This window comes from Flagellimonas sp. HMM57 (assembly GCF_021390175.1).
Lineage (GTDB): Bacteria > Bacteroidota > Bacteroidia > Flavobacteriales > Flavobacteriaceae > Flagellimonas.
Genome location: NZ_CP090004.1, coordinates 3063141 through 3083147 on the forward strand (window position 1 = coordinate 3063141; position 20007 = coordinate 3083147).

Genomic DNA, 20007 nt, shown 5'->3' on the forward strand with positions numbered 1-20007 from the left:
CGTATGGATTCCAAAATAAAAATTTTAAAGGATAAGATAGCCGAAGCCCACTTGGGAGGTGGTGAAAAACGGATTGAAAAGCAGCACCAAAAGAAAAAATTAACAGCAAGAGAACGTATAGACTACCTATTGGACGAAGGCTCTTTTGAGGAAATGGGAATCTTGGTAACCCACCGTACCACTGACTTTGGTATGGACAAGGAAGTGTATTATGGCGATGGGGTCGTAACCGGTTACGGAACTATAAATGGGCGACTGGTTTATGTTTATGCGCAAGACTTTACGGTTTTTGGTGGAGCTCTGTCCGAAACCCATGCAGAAAAGATTTGCAAGGTGATGGATTTGGCCATGAAGGTAGGAGCACCAATCATTGGATTGAATGATTCTGGTGGTGCCCGTATTCAGGAGGGTGTAAAGTCGCTGGGCGGTTATGCCGATATATTTTACAGAAATGTACAAGCTTCGGGAGCAATCCCACAGATATCTGCCGTAATGGGTCCATGTGCTGGTGGTGCAGTCTATTCTCCGGCCATGACAGATTTTATTGTGATGGTAGAAGAGACCAGCTACATGTTCGTTACAGGTCCAAATGTGGTAAAAACGGTAACCAATGAAACGGTGACCTCAGAAGAGCTGGGCGGTGCCAGTACACATGCCATTAAATCCGGGGTGGCCCATAAAACCTCTTCCAATGATGCTGCCTGTTTGAACGATATTCGAAAATTGTTGGATTATTTACCTCAAAATAGTTCTGAAACTCCCAAACTAAAACCATATGAACTGGGAGATGAGATACGAGAACAACTTTCAGGAATTGTACCCGACAATCCCAATAAACCCTACGATATGCACGACGTTATCGATGGGATTATCGATGAAGACTCATTTTATGAAATTCATAAAGACTATGCGGAAAATATTATTGTAGGTTTCGCAAGATTGGGTGGAAGGAGTGTTGGTATCATAGCCAACCAACCCATGTTTTTGGCAGGAGTATTGGGCGTAAAGAGCTCCAGAAAAGCAGCGCGTTTTACTAGATTTTGCGATGCATTTAATATTCCATTATTGGTATTGGTCGATGTGCCAGGATTTTTACCGGGAACAGATCAAGAATGGGAAGGGATTATTATGCACGGAGCAAAACTTTTATATGCCCTTAGTGAAGCTACTGTTCCAAGAATTACGGTCATTACCAGAAAAGCTTATGGTGGTGCCTATGACGTTATGAACTCCAAGCATATCGGTGCAGATTTCAATTTTGCATGGCCCAATGCGGAAATTGCTGTAATGGGTGCCAAAGGGGCAAGCGAAATTATTTTTAGGAGGGAAATTGCCTCGGCAGAGAATCCTACCGAAAAATTGGCAGAAAAAGAAGCGGAATATGCTGATAAGTTTGCCAATCCATACCGTGCGGCAAGACGCGGTTTCATAGACGAGGTTATATTGCCAGAAGATACAAGGCGCAAATTATTAAAGGCTTTTGCCATGTTGGCGAATAAAGAAGTGCAAGTTCCAAAAAAGAAGCACGGCAATATACCTTTGTAGCTAATGTAAGATGGTAATCAATATTGATTCTGATCCGACCAAAATCCTTGATTTTTCTACACAGAAAAGTAAAGGGTGTTTTGGCCTTATCTGGTGCAAGGACGGCATGCCAAGAAGAGTAACAAGGCTCAAAGGAAAAGATGAAAACGGGATACTCTACATTGGTAAAGCTGACGTGATCTTGGATAGGGTAAGTTCTTTCCAAAAAACAATTTTTGAAGTGTTTTATAATCGGCGAAATATTTCGATAAACAAAGGACATCAAACGTTTAGCAAGAAATTTTATCGAATCAAGGATACCTTTGATATCAACGACCTGAAGATAAAGATTTGGGTCAGTCTTTTTGATGACCCTGAGCATGTAAAAAGTTTTCTTCTGGAACAATACGTCACTAAATTTTTGGAACTCCCCCCGTTAAACGGGCAGTATGGTAAGTTTGATTTGGATAAAATCAATCATAAAGAACATATTTCTATTGATCTTTTATAGTTTTTTAAAGATTGTAGAAGTGTAGGCATTTTTGTTCAAATACATGATATATACTTCATATGGTGCGAATATTTACTATATTGCACCATATATGATATTCGTATGGATACAATTAGAAAATCAATCACTTTTACAAATCAACAGGACAACTGGATAAAACTTAGGGTAAAAAATGGTGACTTTACTAATGATAGCGAATACATTCGTGATTTAGTTAGAAAAGATCAGCAACAGAACATGAAACTTTTGGAGCTTAAAAATGCGATTGATGAAGGTCTGCAAAGTGGTAAAAGTCCCTTAAAGATAAGTGAGATTATAGCGAAAGTAGATAATGGCAAGTTATAGCCTATCTACAAGAGCCCAATACGACTTGGTCGGAATCTATAAATATGGTATTAAGTATTTTGGGCAGAACCAAGCAACAACATATTTGCATGAACTCGAGAAGTTTTTGCTAGAACTTTCCAATAGGCAAGAACTCGCAAAAGATGCAACTTTTATTTCCAACGCATTAAAATACTATAATTTCAAAGCACATGTAGTCTTTTTTCAATTTGATGATAATAATGAAATCTACGTAGTACGAGTTTTAGGCAAGCGAATGAACTTCATTGAACATTTATAACAGTTAAAAAGAACTTTATAAATACTATCTAAAAAAGCTTCACCACTCGCTAGGGTATACCTAGTTTTGCATCATGCAAAAAGAAAATCAGAAGCCTAACTTTGAATTTATCGCATTAATGGCTGCATTGATGTCGATCGTGGCACTTTCCATAGATGCTTTGTTACCGGCAATCCCAAATATTGGAGAGGCCATAAAAAGTACGGATGCTACGGATAACCAAATGCTCATCACCATGATTTTTCTTGGTTTGGGCGTAGGGCAGTTATTTTTTGGCCCACTTTCAGATTGTTATGGAAGAAAACCTGTAGTGTATTTGGGAATGCTGGTATTTGGTATTGCCAGCGTTATTTGTATCGTAGCTCCAAGTTTGGAATGGATGGTTTTTGGCAGAATACTTCAAGGAATAGGTTTGTCCACTGCAAGAACTATCGCAATTGCTATTATCCGTGATACGTACAAAGGTGATTATATGGCACGGGTCATGTCTTTTGTAACCGCGTTTTTTATTTTGGTTCCGATTGTTGCACCTGCCATTGGGAAAGTTATTCTGGATGCATTTAATTGGCAAGCTATTTTTTATATGCAATTGGGCTGCACGTTCTTAGTTGGAGTATGGTTTTGGAAACGTCAACCAGAAACGTTACGTCCAGAATATAAGATTCCGATAACCACCCATATGTTCACCGATGGATTGAAGGAGTTTTTACGGTATCGTGAAACGGTTGCATTCACTTTTGTCTCGGGATTGGTAACAGGAGCTTTTTTGGTGTATTTAAGTGCATCGCAACATATTTTTGAAGACCTGTACAATTTGAAGGATACATTTCCGTACATTTTTGCCGGGTTGTCTGTTTCTATAGGACTTTCTACATTTTCCAACGGTAAGCTGGTACTTCGTTTCGGTATGCGCAAATTGTCGTTTATGGCACTTATCGCTTTTTGTGGTAACGCTACGTTGTTCGTGCTTTTATTCTGGGGTTCTCCAAATCCCAGTGTATTCATTTTAGTTATATTTCTATTTTTACAATTCTTTTGCCTAGGCTTTATGTGGGGCAATTTTCGATCTATTGCAATGGAACCCATTGGTCATATTGCGGGAATAGGAGCGGCAATCAACGGTTTTGTGTCCACTGTTATTTCGGTGCCCATTGCGTCTTTTATCGGGAATTTTGTTGAAGATAGGGTTTTGCCCCTTTTTATAGGTTTGGCACTCTGTGGATTTGCTTCACTAGCGATATTTATGATGATAAAAAAGACCAAGAGATTGGTGACATCAAAATCATAAAAACAATTATTCGGGATAAAAGATTGAGCCACTCGAAGAATCTTGACTTGCACCGGTTACAGAGCTGAGCACATTTGTTTTTTCTTCTAAACGTAAAACCCCCATTAATGCAAAGACCAATGCTTCTTTAAAAGCAATCAATTGTTTATTTGGAACAATCACTTCTACCGTTGTTCCAAGTTTTTCTCTCAACGTTTCCATAAAGAACAGGTTAAAGGCTCCACCACCTGCCACAAAAAGTTTATGATGCTCCTTTGTTGCATATTTGTGTACTTCATTGGCTATTTGCTCACAATTGTGGTGTATGAAAGTATGGAGCAGATCAATATCGGAAGCCTTAGAAGCTGAAATTAAGGGAACCACCTGTTCGGTGAAAAACTCATACCCCGTAGATTTCGGGTAGGGTAGTTGGTAGTATTCCAATTGATCGAGTTTTTTCAAGAGCACTTTATCCAAAGCTCCGCTTTTTGCTAATTGCCCGCCTTCATCATAAGCAAACCCCATGTTTTCGGTAATATAATTTAGGGGCATATTGGCCAATCCAATATCATATGCAATTCGTTTTCCATCCTTTTCAAAAGATATATTGCTGATACCTCCCAGATTCAGGCAGAAATCATATTCATGAAACAAGAGTCGGTCGCCAATAGGAACCAAAGGGGCCCCTTGACCTTTTAAGGAAACGTCTTTTGTCCTAAAATCACAAACCACCTGTTTACCACATGCATTGGCCAAATATTGTCCGTCACCCAATTGAAAGGTGATACCATCTTCCGGTCTATGATGCGATGTATGTCCGTGGCTGGATATAAAGTCGACTTCTAACTGCTGTGCTTCAATAAAGCGGGAAGCTTGGTCGCCTAACCAAGTTCCATAATCTTTATGCAGCTGTGCATGCTCTTCTTCCGATAAGTAGATAGCGTTTTTAAGATAGTCGCGCATCTTTTCGGTATATCCGATTTCTGTTGTGTCTTTTATTGCAAAATTCCAATGCGAATCATCTTTCCAAAGATGGCAATAGGCCAAATCCAACCCATCCAAAGAAGTTCCGGACATTAGTCCAAGTACTTTATATACTTTCATGCTACTTTTTTGATTTTTAAGATCAATGAAATAGGTTTTTGCTCCTCATCTAGGACTTCTTTTGAGGTGAAACGCACATTCTTAAGATTGGACATTAAAGCAGTCCAATCCTCAAAAGTCCTTGCGTACCAAGCGTGTCCATCTTTAAAATGACCTGGAAGTCCTTTCCAAGAATCCGATAGCCATTGGCTTTTATAGGGTAGTCCATTTTGTACAAGAGAAAAAGGATGTAGCGTTTGAATTAATAGGGTCCCGTTGTCAGAAATCCCATCCAGCGTTTTTTTCAAAAGCGTTTCAAGGTCTTCGCCCAAATACAGGCAGAAGTTAAAAACTGCAACATCAAATGGAGCATTAGGAATAGTTTTGCCTGCTATAATATCCTCAAAAGTGAATGTGTGGTAATCCTCACTGCCTTTTTTTCTAGCCTCCACCAATAGTTGCTCAATGGCATCAAGACCTACTGCATCTAATCCTAATTTGCTAAGTTCTCTGGTAAGCCAACCTTCACCGCAGCCTACGTCTACAATTTTTTCACACGCTATTTTGGAAATTATATCAAGAATAGCGGCGTTGGTATATTTTCTAGATGGAATACTGTCACCTTGAATTACCTTAATCCATTCGGCAGCATTCTTTTCCCAGGATGAGATAATATCTGTTTTCATACATCGAATGTTTTCAGTGTTACAGGAAGCTTACCTACAGCATTAAGCTCACCTGAAAAATGACGAAATGCTTCCTGTTGGAACTCTGGAAAATCTTGGTACACCACTACAGCATTTGAATTGGGTTTTAATTTGAGTATATCTAGTACGTATGGATTTCCAAAAAGATAGATCAAAACATTTTTTTCGGATATCATTTCGATTATAACGGTTAGGACCTCCTCTGTGATTCCGAATTTATTCTTGGGTTTGATGGATGGGGGAAAGAGTGCCAATACGATATGCTGATATCCGGATATCTTTTTCTTGATTTCAACAATTGTAGCCAGTTTTAAACAATGGTGCGTCTGCCCATATTCTTTTTGAATCTTTGATGAAAAATGATTTTCCGATAGATTATCCAACGATAGATTAAGGAAATTTTTCTGTTTGATACTTTCGATATCTCTTGGATTTCCATACAGTTCGGTTATACTCCTGCGTGCTATGTTTTCATTCAATTCTGACGCTGATTGTTCTAGAGTATGTTTTTCTTGATTTGATTTCAAGAAGATTTTTTCCTTCAATTTCCAGACGCGTTCAAAACTCTCCTCAATATTCTTCTCAGTGGCCGTAGCTGTTATTTTCGCGATGCCTTCTACTGAGTTTTCGGAGAAACACATCATATCCATACCTGCTTCAAAAGCCTTGGCTTCAAGTTCCCCCTTTTGATTGTATTTTTTGGATACGGCATGCATGTTCAAAGCATCGGAAATGATAACCCCTTCAAAACCTAAAGCTGTTCGTAGTACATCCGTAATAATTTTTGATGAGGTGGTGGAAGGGTTTCCAGAATCATCTAATCCGGGAACCGATAGGTGCCCTACCATAACGGCATCAACATTCTTATGTACAAGCTGTTTGTAAGGATAAAGTTCATTTTCAAAAAGATCTTCTTTTGTTTTGTTGATTATAGGTAATCCTAAATGGGAATCTGTATCGGTATCGCCATGCCCGGGAAAATGTTTGATGGCATTTAAAGTGCCAATACTGTTCATTCCGTTTATATAAACCTCAGCTTTTGCCAAAACTTCCTTTTTATCATCGCCAAAAGACCGATAGCCAATTACTGGATTCTTAGGATTGTTATTAATGTCAACTACGGGAGCTAGATTCCAATGGACGCCAGCTTCCATACAATCTAGCGCTATTTGCCGCCCAATTTCATAAATTAACTGGTTGTCTCCTTGAATCGCCCCTAAGGTAATCGCATAAGGGAATTGGTTTGTGTTTTCTATCCGCATAGCCAATCCCCATTCTGCGTCAATAGCTACAAGTAATGGAAATTTGGCAGCCTTTTGGTACCTGTCAATGAGTTGTTTTAAACGGTCATAACTGTTCTCATTATAAACTACCTTCTTCTTGCCCTCAAAGTTAGTGGCCGCGCTAGCACGACTATGAAAAAAACAAATAGCGCCTATGTTGTCTGTCCGTATTAAATTTTCAATACTGTTGATTTCTTCTTCGCTATCGTTTATAAAAACGGCAGGCATAAACAATTGCCCCACTTTTTGTTTAGGCGTAAGCTTTTCTTTTGCTTCTTTGTAGCTTGGTAATCTGTTAAGCATCGCTCACATTTGATTTTTTACCATAATCTTCAGGATATTCTAAAAAGGTGAGTACTAAAAATGCAGGAATTGCTGCAATGACCACCCATAAAAAGAAGCCATCATAGCCTAGCCATTCTTGAATATACCCACTCAACATTCCGGGCAACATCATTCCCAAGGCCATAAAACCAGTTGCAATGGCATAGTGTGAGGTCTTTGAAACTCCTTCGGAAATGTAAATAAGATAGATGAGAAAGGCTGCAAACCCAAACCCATAGCCAAATTGTTCCAATACTACTGTGCCAACAACTGCAAATAGACTTGTGGATTGGGTATAGGCCAATATGGCATAAAAAATATTCGGTAAGTTAAGTGCTAGCAACATGGGGAGCATCCATTTTTTTAATCCATCCCTAGAAATCAGAATTCCTCCAATGATTCCACCTAATGATAGCATAATGATACCAACGGTTCCGTAAATGGTTCCCACGGCTTCTGTTGAATAGCCCAGCCCACCAACTTCTATAGTATCCAACAAAAAAGGGGAGGCCATTTTTACCAATTGCGATTCGCCCAAGCGATAAGTTAGAATGAACAATAGCGCCATCCATATTTGTTTTTTTCTAAAGAACGAAGCAAAAACTTCCAAAAATCCAATACGGTCTTTTAACGCCATATTTTGAGTGTCTTCAAACTTGGGAGTTGCAAAAAAGTTGGAAATTGTCAATACCATCATTAAAACAGCAGCACATATCATGGTCATGGACCATGCTTTGGTATTATCACCATATTTGTTTTCCAAGAATCCAGCAAATATGACCAAAAGTCCTTGCCCGGTGACCATAGCAAGCCTGTAGAACGTGCTGCGCAACCCTATAAAAAATGACTGTTTTTTCTGGGTTAGACCGATCATATAGTAACCGTCGGAAGCGATATCGTTCGTAGCGGATGCAAAGGCTGCCATCCAGAAAAAGGCCAATGTTATTGTAAAGAATGCATTTGAGGGGAGAAACAGTCCAATGCCCAAAAAAGACAGTGCCACAACAAATTGCATTGCCAAAAACCATTTTCGCTTGGTCCCGTTCAAATCTACTATGGGGCTCCACAATGGTTTAATGACCCAAGGAAGGTAGAGCCAACTAGTATAAAGACCAATTTCTGCATTTCCTATCCCAAGGCGTTTGTACATGATAACGGAAACGGTCACTACTAAAATATAGGGAATCCCCTGTGTAAAATAGAGCAACGGTATCCATGTCCACGCACCTTTATCTTTTTTTTCAGCGCTCATTTAGGTTGTTTTAATAGATTCTCATAAATGCTCTTTTCCGATTTTTCTATGATTTTGGCACCTACGGTTTTTTCATAGTAGGATGCAGGGCCGACTCCACCAATAATGGCATAGCCGTACCCCATCTGCCTAAGCGCTTCAAGTGCTTTTATTAATAATATTTTACCTATACTTTTTCCCCTTTCGGATGTAAGTACACCGGTAGGACCAAAAAAGTTTTTTGAGGTGCACTCAAAACAGGCAAAGCCTAAAATGGACTGTTCCCGCTGAGCGATAAAACAGTTTACGGGAAGGCTTGCAAAAGCTACATTTACTTCGTCACCCCAATTTTTACTGAAATTTGATGTTACCCAATCGGTTACTAAGCTTTTTTCTGGAGCTATGGGTTTTCTAAAAACAATACTTTCAGTTTCCAAAAGGTGTTTTTCTTCATTGGAGACATCCGGTAGATCTAAAAGTCTAACAAGCATATCCTGCATACTAATCTGTCTTTGGATTAATGAATTGTAACTCACTTTCATTGCCCAGGGCATCAATAAGAGATACTCCTATAGGATTTTTTAATTGATATTTGGTTAATTGCAGTTGTGAGCAACTTTCCTTTTCACTTTCTGAAAGGTACCTTTTTTGGATAAGTAATTTTTCATTGATTGCAGCTTTGTTTTTGATAGTGTAAAAGTGTATGAATCGGGGGATACTATCTTTATGTGAAATGCAAACTTCAAGTTTGTTTTCAACCAATGAAGACGTTTTGATTTTAATGGGAGCGACCGATCTATTTATTTTTCTTGGACTTGCTGGATTCTGAATAGGGAATTTGTAGAATTTTCGTTTTAGCAAATTGGTTACGTTTTCGTTTTGTCCTATAAGCGATTTAGCACTAAAAAAGACATTGCCCGTAATTTCGGTTTTTGCTCTAGCCAAGGAAAGTTGTTTTGGGATTTCATTTTTTCTGTTCCAAGCCTTGTCCGGGTTGTTCTTGATTTTATAAGTACCGTTTCCAATATATAGGTTGGTATTCGTTGTTGTATTGGACCACCAATTTGCAATTGTACGATGGGAAGCTTTGGGATGTTCCAAGCTCCAATAGATTTGTGGCACCAAATAGTCCAACCACCCTTTTTCTGACCATAGGAGTGGATCTGCGTAAAGGTCTTCATAGGTGGTTTGCCCTGCCTGTGTATCGGAACCTTTTGGGTCGGTATTCTTATTTTTCCAAACTCCAAAGGGGCTTATACCAAATTGTACCCAAGGTTTTGTGTTCTTTATGGTTTGGTGTGCTTTTTTGACCAAAGAATCCACATTGCTTCGCCGCCAATCTTCTAAACTCTGATCAGGTAATCTGTTTGTTTGAAATGCAATGCTATCATTGAATGTTTCCCCTTGTATTTTGTAGGGATAAAAGTAATCATCAAAATGAATGGCATCAATTTCATAATTTGCTGTAATTTCTTCAATCACAGCTGTTAGCTTTTGTTGGACTTCTGGCAAACCGGGATTGTAATAAAACTTTTTACCATATTTTACCATCCAGTCTGGGTGTTGATAATAATCATGTGTTTTTGAAAGCGCAAGTGTATCCAAATCAAAAGTGGCCCTATACGGATTTAACCATGCATGAAATTCCATGCCCCGTTTATGGGTTTCAGCTATCATCCATTCCAAAGGTTTGTCAAAGTCTGTAGGTGCCTGGCCTTCTTTTCCCGTAAGATATTTGGACCATGGTGCCAGTTCCGTTTTATAAAATGCATCGCCTGCCGTTCGTATTTGTACTATGGCCGCATTAAAGTTCAAATTTTGATAAAAGTCAAGAATTTCAATAAAATCCTTTTTCTGCTTGGCAACATTATCTTTTGAGTTTTTCGGCCAATCAATATTGACCACTGTAGCAATCCATACGCCCCGAAACTCTGTTTTGGGCACATTAACTGTATACCTCTTGTTGGTGGCACACGAAAGACAAAAAAGTATAAGGATTACATAAGAAATACTTCGCATAAAGAGTAACTAAAAAAGGCCTACTTGTGGACTAAATGTAGGCCTTTTCACTTGATTAAATTAAAACTAACAACTAATTCAAAACTGAAGCTGTTTAATTCGCTGGATCAGCAGGTGTATTTGTATTATTGTCTCTTTCCGTATCAGGGTAGGGGTAAAAATTCCTGTTACGTTCAGCGTCCGTTTCACCTGGACCAGGTCTGTTAAACCTTCTACTGTCCTCTAAGGACATTCCAGTCATAAAAAGTTCAATACGTCTGTTTCTATATATTTCCTCTAAAACAGCCTCTTCGGTTGCTGCTCCCGTGTAGGCGGGTAGGTTTGCCCCGATACCAAAGACGTCTTCCGCAGCAGTTTTGGTCAAGACTTCATCCAGTGCTGCAATAGCTTGAGGTATTTGACCTTGTCTCGCCTGTGCTTCGGCTTCAATTAATAGCATCTCGCCTGGAAGGTATACGGGTATTTCATCTAGGTTGTCATCAAAGAAACCAACTGCAAAAAAAGCATCTTCATTGGTTGAAGGATCATTCGCAATGGTGACGTAAAAGTCTATTCGTTCATCAGCTGGATTCGGCAATAGATCATCAGGTAGTCCAAATTGGTCGTCTTTTGCTTCTACAACGTTGTTCGTTCCATAGGTTTCAGCAATTGGATTTGGAACTGCGGCATCATAAGACCATGTTGACTGCACAGATAAATCAACTGCATTTGCAGCCGTAACTGCTTCTGCGTAATTACCTGCCATTAAATGATATCTAGCCAATAGTGCCTGAATGGAATTCTCCAAATCCACAGATTGAAAAACACCCGAAGATACAGATGAGGAGATACCACTCTGAGCGTAACCAAGAGCTGTATTTAAATCACCTATGGCATCTGCCAAGACTTCTGCTCTGGTATTGAACTGAGCATTTGCTTCGGTCAATAGTGGTACTTGCTCAAAAAACCGAATCAATGTACCGTTGGCCAATGCTTCATAAAATAGGGCATAGGCCTTTAAGCTATTTGCTTCGGCTTCATCTGTAGCAGCTACATCGGCACTTTCAAGTACAGTTAAGGATTCATTTCTAACCAACATGATCTCACCCCACATACTTCTAATAACACCATTGTTGATAGAGATTTCGGTACCTCCATTGGTCAGCTCTGCCTCTCCCAAGTTACCTGGATTGATTAGTCTTAATTCGTCCGCGGTTAATCCAGATGCCGTAACGGTTGTATACTTGGCGCCCGCACGATCTGTGCTAAAACGTTGCTGAATTCCATTGATTAGCCTAATCAGGTTTTCAACACTACCTTCAACTTCTGGATCAGAGATATTAATTGGGTCGATAAACTCTTTGTCACAGGATACGACGACAAAAAGCAAGGTAATCGCTATAAAAATTTTATTGATATTTTTCATTGTCTTCATATTAGAAATTTGCACTTAGTGATAAGATAAAAGTTCTCGGAATTGGAACATTTCCAAAATTCACAGCACGTAACAAGTTCGATTGTCCACCAGCATTTGTTTCTGGATCATAACTAAAAAAGTTGTCAATAGAAATTAAGTTTCTTCCTTTTAAAGCTACAGTGAAATTTTTCACACCTTTGAATAGCTCAGGGAATGTATAGCCCAAGGAAACCTCACGCAGTTTTACAAACGAACCGTCTTCCATTCTAAACTCCTGTATGGGGTAGATTGAAGAAATATACCCCCTTGGTAATTCTCCAGACAATTCTTGCTCTGCCAATCTACCTACACCAACACCTTGTCTCGTACGTTTATCGGCATCAAAAACATCAAAGCCTTGTACCGATTCCCATAGCATGGAGAACGAAAATTGCTTGTATTGCAAATCTGTGCCTATCCCCAAAAGATAATCTGGGTTTGGATCACCGATTACCCTTCTTAACGGATCGCCGGTCGGTTGTCCGTCCCCATCTCGTTGAATTGTTCCCGCTAGGGCATCACCTCTTTCTTGTTGCGGTAAACCATCTTCAGTTAAAAGTAAGCTACCATCGTCATTTCTTGCGAAATAAGTTCCGTAAAATACCCCTAGTGGTTCACCTTCTCTTACCTGTGGTGGAGCTCCACTAACAGTCGCTATGGATATTGGTCCACCTGTCGTTGCAGTAACTTCATTTCTATTTCTGGAGAAATTAAAATTTAAGTCCCATTTTAAGTTATCTGTTTTAATAGGAGTTACTCTCAAGTAAATTTCCAAACCATTATTTTTCATACTTCCAACATTATCAAATCTTGTAAGTCCACCTTCTGAAGGTGCTAATGTACGTTGGACAATTAAGTCGGATATTTCCTGATTGTAGTAGGTGAACAATATGGAAGCCCTGTTGTCGAACAAACTCAAATCCGTACCAATTTCAAATTCCTTCAATCGCTCTACTTCTAAGCCTTCATTGCCAAGGGCACTTGATTGGTTTAATGTGGTGGTTCCCTGGAACTCATTTGGATTATATCTTCCAAATCTTGCATAAGGGCCTACCGCGGTTAGATTTCCCGCCTCTCCATAGGACGTACGGATTCTTGCTGAATTAATTACATTAGAGATGCCCGAGTTTTCCCAGAATGGCTCGCTGGATAACACATATGAACCAGATACTTTAGGGTAAAAGTTAGTTCTTTTATCAGGGTCAAAATTTGTGGCTCCATCGATTCTACCTGCAAAAGTTAAAAAGTATCTATCGCTGAATGATAGGGTTTCTTGTATAAAAGCTCCAAAAATATCTAATCGGTCATCACCTTCCTGTGGTTGCAAAGGAACTGTAGGTACACCGTTCGCATCTAAATCGCGTCCTTGGGTTCCTGAGTCCTCCACACTACTGGATTGGAAGTTGTATCCTACTATGGTTTGTGAATTTATGTTCTCGTTGATATCGAAGTCAAATGTTGCATTCACATCATAATTCCAGTTAAAGACGGTCGCCTCAGCATTACCTTGAAATCCTTGATTAAAGTATGCGGCATTTACAGGCTCATAGGGATAGATAGGAATTGAAATATTACCTTCTTGTTTGTAAGTGTCCATACCAAAAATCTGATCTATTGTCAAAAAATCGGTCGGTCTTAAAGAGACGGTCAGATTGGGAATGAATCTAGTAACATCCTGTGTGATGTCAAATTCTTCAATAATTGACAATGGATTCACTCGTGTTGGTTCTACACTTTGTAAGTTGCCATTTGCATCCCGTTGAGTTGCATCATAAATATTGTTTGTAATGTTCACGGAATTAATCGGACTCCAGAAAACATTTCCATCAGGTTTTTCATCCGAAGTACTGTTCATGAAGTAAAGTCCAACGTTATAAGAGAGCCAATCGTTCACGGTATGGTTAAAATTGAGTCTTGCCGAAAGTCTATTATATTTTGTGTTCTTTATAATCCCTTCATTTGACAAATAACCAACAGAAGCGGCATATCCCATTTTTTCGTTTCCATCCCTAACGGATAAGTAATTATCGGTACCCAATCCTGTTTGGAAAATTAAATCTTGATAGTCAAAGCGTTGAACATCTACTTTATTGGTCAAAAGATTTGCGAAAGGCGTGGTATTTCCTTCAGCATCTCTACCAAAAATTGGCCACAACCGTACATCTTCTCCTCCAAATTGTTCTCCTCTTAAATTAACATCAACTTCTTTTCTTAATTGATTGACATTAAAAGATGTTTTAAAGAAGATTTCAGGGCCATCGGCCATATTGCTTCCTCTTTTAGTGGTGATTACCACGACTCCATTTGAAGCACGAGAACCATATATGGCGGCTGCGGCAGAACCGTTTAGAATGTTTATATCTTGAATGTCATTTGGATTGATGTCAACCATTCTATTCTGTCCTGGACTTGCATCTCCTGCACTAACGTTAATGTTGGTGACGTTAGTCGTTAGGTTACTCGCAATAACACCATCGACTATATACAAAGGTTCTGAAGATCCGCTAATTGTACTGGGACCTCTCAACCTAATTGAAAACCCACCTGCTGGGTCACCTGAGTTTTGTGTAATCTGTGCACCAGGAACTTTACCCTGTATCGCAGAGGTTACATTGATTGGGTCAGCTTTTAGAAGTTCTACACTTTTTACCGTAGTTACGGCGTTACCCAATTTTTTTCGTTCTTGTACCACTGTTGAGCCAGTTACGACTACTTCATCCAGACTTAATAAATCTTCTTTAAGTGTGAAATCTGTACTTACAGCGCTGTTGGAACCAAAAGTAACTTCAGATTTAGAGGAGGAAAATCCTAAATAGCTTGCTACAAGTGTGTAGCTACCTGAAGACAGCGTGGCTTCAAAACTATAATTTCCGTCAAAATCCGTTACACTACCAAAAGAAGTGTTTTCAATGAATACGGAAGCTCCTGGGATTGGACTTCCGTTTGCAGCATCGGTCACTGTTCCTGTTACTACATATTGATTGTCTTGTCCGTAAATGGTACTAGAACAAAACAAAATCAATAAAGGCAGGAAAAGCAGTAGCCTTCCTAAATTTAAATTGGTTTTTTTCATAGAGTAGTTGAGTTTAATTAATTAGAGTTAAAATTGTATCGTACAAAGCCCTCTATAGCTTCATACTCTGCCATACCGAGTGCATTGTATCGGTTGGCGGTCTTTTTATTTCGTTGTTCTGCACGTTCCCAAAATTCGCGTTCATCGTTACCGGGGAACATGGCACTGTCTTTTTGTGATTGGTGCTTGAAAATCGCATTTATCTTTCTGGCCATATCCTTTGGCCCTATGGGAACGGCCATTTCCATATCGGCTATTTCCCATTCTTGCCATGCGCCTCTATAAAGCCACACATAACAATTTCTTATCCATTCAGCACGATCTTCCACTAACTTTTCCAATGCTTTAAAAATTACCTCTAGACAAACCCTATGCGTACCATGTGGGTCCGAAAGATCTCCAGCAGCAAATACTTGATGGGGTTGTAATTTGTTCAACAGGTCATACGTAATTTGTATATCTTCTTCTGAGTAGGGTTTCTTTCTGACGGCTCCGGTTTCATAGAAAGGAAGATTTTGAAAATGTGCGTTTTTTTCTTGAACACCACAGTATCTGCAAGCAGCCAACGCTTCTCCTTTCCTAATAAGCCCTTTGTAATGTTGGATTTCATCGCTATCTACTTGTCCTGGCTTTTTTGATGCTAAGAATTCCCGGACTTTTTTAAATTCTTTCTTGAGGTCTTTATTATCCTTTTGAATATCTGTTGCAAAATCCAAAAAGCGAATCACCTCATCATCAAAAACTGCTATGTTCCCAGATGTTTGGTAGGCAACATGAACTTCGTGACCTTGATCTACCAAGCGTAAAAGCGTACCTCCCATAGAGATTACATCGTCATCTGGGTGCGGACTAAAAATCAATGATGTTTTTTTGTGAGGTTCGGCGCGTTCTGGTCTTTGACTGTCATCTGCATTGGGTTTTCCACCCGGCCACCCAGTAATGGTATGTTGTAATTGATTGAAAACTTTTAAATTGATTTGTTCGGCAGATCCTATTTCAGCAACTAAATTGCTCATGCCGTACTCGTTATAGTCTTCATTGGTCAATTTGAGAATGGCTTTGCCCAACTTTTCGGATAACCAAATGGTGGCGCTTTTGATGAGTCTATCGTTCCAGTCACAATCGGTCACCAACCATGGAGTTTTCATTCTTGTAAGTGATGATGCTGAGGCTCCATCCAGAACAAACTCACAATTTTCATGATGTTGCAAAAAGGTAGCTGGTACAGATTCACGTATCTCACCTTCTACAGCTTGTCTAATAATCTCTGCTTTCCCTTCTCCCCAAGCCATAAGTATGACTTTTTTTGCATCCATTATGGTTCCTACGCCCATAGTGATTGCTCTTTTTGGAACGTTTTCTTCTCCAAAAAAATCACTTGCGGCATCCAGTCTGGTAACACGGTCCAATCGTATTAACCGTGTTTTACTTTTTAAGGCGGATCCGGGTTCATTGAATCCAATATGTCCGGTCCGTCCAATACCTAAAATTTGGATGTCAATGCCTCCAACGTTTTGGATTTTTTCTTCATAATCCTCACAATATTGGCGTACCTCATCTTTATCCAAGCTTCCATTTGGAATATGAATATTATGCGGTTCAATGTCGATATGATCAAAAAGGTGCTCGTTCATGAACCTAACATAACTATGGATAGAGTGAGATTGCATGGGGAAGTATTCATCTAAATTGAAAGTAATTACATTTTTAAAGCTTAACCTTCCCTCTTTATAAAATTGAACAAGATATTCGTACACCTTTATTGGGGTAGACCCTGTGGCCAGACCAAGAATGGCGTTTTTTCCCTGTTCTTTTTTTTGATTGATTAAACTGGCAATCTCGTTCGCTACAGATAAAGAGGCATTATTGGAGTTCTCGTGTATTATGGTTTGAATTTTCTCAAACCTTTGGTCTTCTTGATATTGGTTGTTCATTACAATAAATATAGTGTTCTAGCAAAAAACGGAAACTTTAACATCAAATATATGCAAAAAACTGCATAAATTGCGATTAAATGCAATTTTTGAAGATTATATTTAGTTATGTATCTATTTTGCCGTATTTTGCCGACATCAAATATTTTTTAAGATTTTTTTAACTTTACACCCCATATGTTAAAAGAAGAAAGACATCAGTTTATTCTTAATGAAGTAAGGATTCATAATAGGGTACTACTAACGGATATAGCGGATTTACTCAATGTTTCGGTGGATACCGTGAGACGGGATATTAAAGAGTTGCACAACTCCCAGCAATTGAAGAAAGTACATGGGGGGCAATATCATTAGGATTTAACAATTATAATCCTATTGGAAAGAAAATTTATTCTCTCGAAAAAAAATCGCAAATTGCCGAAAAAGCGCTTGGACTTATAAAGGAAGGTCAGGTAATACTTTTGAGTGGTGGTACTACAAATCTTGAATTGGCTAGACGTTTACCGTCAAAAATTCAATTGACGTGCTTCACCCCAAGCCTTCCAATAGCGGTTCAGCTTTTAGGGAAAACGAATGTAGAAGTCATATTTATTGGTGGAAGAATGTCAAAAGATTCCCAGATAGCGGTAGGTGGTAGTGCAATAAATATGTTATCCGAGATAAAAGTGGATATATGCTTTCTTGGGACAAACTCTATTCACCCCATTGAAGGGCTAACAGAGTTTGATTGGGAAATTGTACAAATGAAAAAAGCAATGATTCATAGTTCCAGAAAAGTAGTGTCCCCCTGTATTTCTGAAAAAATAGGATCTTTGCAACGTTATAAAATATGTGGGGTAGAAGAGGTAGATGTATTGATTACCGAATTGGAACCTTGGGATATTAAACTGGATGTTTTTAAAAATATGAACATACAATTATTGTAAAAAGTGGCAGGAAATCATATCAAGATTACAGAAAAACCATCCTTATACGATCAGTTGGATCAAATGGATACTCTAGATATAATCGTCAATATTAATAATGAAGACAAAAAAGTAGCAGATGCCGTTGAATCGGTTTTGCCCAAAGTTGCCGAATTGGTTGATGCTTTGGCTATCCGTTTTGAGAGGGGTGGTCGTCTTTTTTATATTGGAGCCGGTACTAGTGGACGGTTAGGTATTTTAGATGCCTCGGAAATACCTCCAACATTTGGAATGCCACATGATAGAGTTATTGGATTGATCGCAGGTGGCGACAGTGCCATTAGAAAGGCAGTTGAATTTGCAGAGGATGATGTTCATCAAGCTTGGAAGGATTTAAAGGAATACAATATAAATGATAATGATGTTTTGGTAGGTATTGCGGCATCAGGAACCACACCGTATGTATTGGGCGGTATTGCCTATGCCAAAGATCACGGAATTTTAACCGCAGGAATCACTAACAATCCGGGTTCTCCCTTAGCTACTGATACGAATATTCCTATGGAGATTAATGTTGGTCCAGAATTTTTAACAGGTAGTACGCGTATGAAGAGTGGTACCAGTCAAAAAATGGTATTGAACATGATATCCACTGCTCTTATGATTAGAATAGGAAGGGTAAAAGGCAACAAAATGGTCAACATGCAACTTAGTAACACTAAATTGGTAGACCGTGGGACACGTTATTTGGTAGAGGAATTGGGGCTTGACTACAATGAGGCGGAAAAAGCCTTAAAAAAATATGGTTCTGTCAAAAATGCGATGGAAGCAATGAAGTAAGACTTAAAATTTATTTAGGTTCTAACCTATAAATACCTTTACCTTCAATGCCAACATAGATAAACCCATCCGGTGCCTGCTCTACATTACGTACCCTGCCCATGCCATCCAAGAGTTTTTCCCTGTAGATCACTTTATTGTTTTTCAATACCAATCGTTCTAAATATTGAAAAGCTAAAGAACCAACTAATAAGTTTCCTTTCCAATCGGGATATTTATCGGAAGATACAAAAGCCATTCCACTGGGTGCTATAGATGGGGTCCATTGATAAACAGGCTGCTCCATTCCTTTTTTTGAAGTCTCATCGGTAATTTTAGTGCCACTATAATTGATTCCATAAGTAATGACCGGCCAACCGTAATTTTTTCCTTTCTCTACGATGTTGATTTCATCGCCTCCTCTTGGACCATGTTCATGTTCCCATAGTTCACCAGTTTCAGGATGGATTGTAAGGCCCTGGGGGTTTCTATGTCCATAACTGAAAATAGCGGTTTTAGCACCTGATGAATCCACAAATGGATTATCTTGGGGAATACTTCCATCATCATGTATTCTATAGATTTTTCCACCATCTTTGGTGATATCTTGGGGATTTACATCCCTATTGCCCCTATCTCCTACAGAAAAATAGAGGTATCCTTCATCATCAAATTCTAATCTGGATCCAAAATGTTGTCCTTTGGTAGTGTTTGGCTCAGCCTTATAAAGCAGTTGTTTGTCTACTAATTTGTTTTGCTGCAGTTTAGCTCTCATAATCGCAGTATTACCTCCTTTTCCTTCACCTTCATCCGAGGAGTAAGAAAGATAGATCCAACCATTTTTTGCATAGTTGGGATGTATTTCAATATCCAATAATCCACCTTGGCCTCTTACATAGACTTCTGGTACATTGGCGACCTCTTTGGTATTACCATTTTTAAATAGTAGAATTTTTCCTGCCTTTTCTGTAATTAAAGAACTACCATCAGGCAAAAAAGTTATACCCCATGGATTCTGTAACTGCTCTACTACTGGATTAGCAGTAAAATCAACCTTTTTGGGAAGATTTATGCCTTTATCCGTGTTTTGGGCACAAGACGAATAGAGCATTACAACGAAAAAATAAAGAAGTAGAGCACTATTTTTCATAATTTAACGTTGAAATAAATGAATTAATAGACGAAATACGGTTAAATATAGCCGAAAGATAAAGAGAAATTTATAAGTTTAGATAATTACAACTAGGAATATAAAGACCCCAAATCC

General features: G+C 38.9%; 18 protein-coding genes. 8 read left to right on the forward strand and 10 right to left on the reverse strand.

Annotated features, from left to right (window positions below; translation table 11 throughout):
- Positions 1–3 precede the first annotated feature (3 nt).
- From LV716_RS13660 to LV716_RS13680, 5 genes are all read left to right on the forward strand, one after another.
- Positions 4–1545, forward strand: coding sequence for an acyl-CoA carboxylase subunit beta (locus LV716_RS13660; protein WP_163418346.1), 1542 nt, complete (start codon positions 4–6; stop codon positions 1543–1545).
- A 10-nt stretch (positions 1546–1555) separates the two neighbouring features.
- Positions 1556–2035 (forward strand): hypothetical protein, encoded by a 480-nt coding sequence (locus LV716_RS13665; protein WP_163418347.1) that lies wholly within the window; start codon positions 1556–1558, stop codon positions 2033–2035.
- Positions 2036–2137: 102 nt separating this feature from the next.
- On the forward strand, positions 2138–2380 hold the full coding sequence (locus LV716_RS13670) for a type II toxin-antitoxin system ParD family antitoxin (RefSeq protein ID WP_163418348.1): 243 nt from the start codon (positions 2138–2140) through the stop codon (positions 2378–2380).
- Complete coding sequence (locus LV716_RS13675; protein ID WP_163418349.1) at positions 2367–2660, forward strand: type II toxin-antitoxin system RelE/ParE family toxin; 294 nt, start codon at positions 2367–2369, stop codon at positions 2658–2660. Before LV716_RS13670 ends, LV716_RS13675 begins: the two co-directional genes overlap by 14 nt.
- 73 nt (positions 2661–2733) lie before the next feature.
- Positions 2734–3948 (forward strand): multidrug effflux MFS transporter, encoded by a 1215-nt coding sequence (locus LV716_RS13680; RefSeq protein WP_163418350.1) that lies wholly within the window; start codon positions 2734–2736, stop codon positions 3946–3948.
- A 6-nt stretch (positions 3949–3954) separates the two neighbouring features.
- On the opposite strand, the gene LV716_RS13685 is transcribed toward LV716_RS13680, so the two are convergent.
- From LV716_RS13685 to nagB, 9 genes are all read right to left on the reverse strand, one after another.
- The gene (locus tag LV716_RS13685) at positions 3955–5031 is read right to left on the reverse strand and encodes an anhydro-N-acetylmuramic acid kinase (RefSeq protein WP_163418351.1); all 1077 of its coding nucleotides are present in this window, start codon (positions 5029–5031) and stop codon (positions 3955–3957) included.
- The gene (locus LV716_RS13690) at positions 5028–5696 is read right to left on the reverse strand and encodes a bifunctional 2-polyprenyl-6-hydroxyphenol methylase/3-demethylubiquinol 3-O-methyltransferase UbiG (RefSeq protein ID WP_163418352.1); all 669 of its coding nucleotides are present in this window, start codon (positions 5694–5696) and stop codon (positions 5028–5030) included. The genes LV716_RS13685 and LV716_RS13690 overlap by 4 nt, the downstream gene beginning before the upstream one ends.
- The gene (locus LV716_RS13695) at positions 5693–7303 is read right to left on the reverse strand and encodes a glycoside hydrolase family 3 protein (protein WP_163418353.1); all 1611 of its coding nucleotides are present in this window, start codon (positions 7301–7303) and stop codon (positions 5693–5695) included. The genes LV716_RS13690 and LV716_RS13695 overlap by 4 nt, the downstream gene beginning before the upstream one ends.
- Positions 7296–8576, reverse strand: a complete 1281-nt coding sequence (locus LV716_RS13700; RefSeq protein WP_163418354.1) for an MFS transporter — start codon at positions 8574–8576, stop codon at positions 7296–7298. Before LV716_RS13700 ends, LV716_RS13695 begins: the two co-directional genes overlap by 8 nt.
- Positions 8573–9055, reverse strand: a complete 483-nt coding sequence (locus LV716_RS13705) for a GNAT family N-acetyltransferase (protein ID WP_163418355.1) — start codon at positions 9053–9055, stop codon at positions 8573–8575. The genes LV716_RS13700 and LV716_RS13705 overlap by 4 nt, the downstream gene beginning before the upstream one ends.
- Before the next feature lies 1 nt (position 9056).
- A complete protein-coding gene (locus tag LV716_RS13710; protein ID WP_163418356.1) occupies positions 9057–10574 on the reverse strand; it encodes a glycoside hydrolase family 10 protein in 1518 nt (505 codons plus the stop codon).
- A 94-nt stretch (positions 10575–10668) separates the two neighbouring features.
- Positions 10669–11979, reverse strand: a complete 1311-nt coding sequence (locus tag LV716_RS13715) for a RagB/SusD family nutrient uptake outer membrane protein (RefSeq protein ID WP_163419460.1) — start codon at positions 11977–11979, stop codon at positions 10669–10671.
- Between the two features lie 10 nt (positions 11980–11989).
- Positions 11990–15082, reverse strand: coding sequence for a SusC/RagA family TonB-linked outer membrane protein (locus LV716_RS13720; protein ID WP_163418357.1), 3093 nt, complete (start codon positions 15080–15082; stop codon positions 11990–11992).
- Between the two features lie 17 nt (positions 15083–15099).
- Positions 15100–17016 carry a glucosamine-6-phosphate deaminase gene (gene nagB / locus LV716_RS13725; protein ID WP_163418358.1) on the reverse strand — a complete coding sequence of 639 codons (1917 nt, stop codon included), beginning with the start codon at positions 17014–17016 and terminating at the stop codon, positions 15100–15102.
- 177 nt (positions 17017–17193) lie between these two features.
- Between nagB and LV716_RS18560 the strand changes: the two genes are divergently transcribed.
- From LV716_RS18560 to murQ, 3 genes are all read left to right on the forward strand, one after another.
- Positions 17194–17370 carry a DeoR family transcriptional regulator gene (locus LV716_RS18560; protein ID WP_370637413.1) on the forward strand — a complete coding sequence of 59 codons (177 nt, stop codon included), beginning with the start codon at positions 17194–17196 and terminating at the stop codon, positions 17368–17370.
- Between the two features lie 101 nt (positions 17371–17471).
- Entirely contained in the window at positions 17472–17942 is a 471-nt protein-coding gene (locus LV716_RS18565) for a DeoR/GlpR family DNA-binding transcription regulator (RefSeq protein WP_370637531.1), read from the forward strand.
- Between the two features lie 3 nt (positions 17943–17945).
- Entirely contained in the window at positions 17946–18761 is an 816-nt protein-coding gene (murQ, locus tag LV716_RS13735; RefSeq protein WP_163418360.1) for an N-acetylmuramic acid 6-phosphate etherase, read from the forward strand.
- Positions 18762–18771: 10 nt separating this feature from the next.
- On the opposite strand, the gene LV716_RS13740 is transcribed toward murQ, so the two are convergent.
- Entirely contained in the window at positions 18772–19890 is a 1119-nt protein-coding gene (locus tag LV716_RS13740) for a PQQ-dependent sugar dehydrogenase (protein ID WP_163418361.1), read from the reverse strand.
- Positions 19891–20007: the final 117 nt, after the last annotated feature.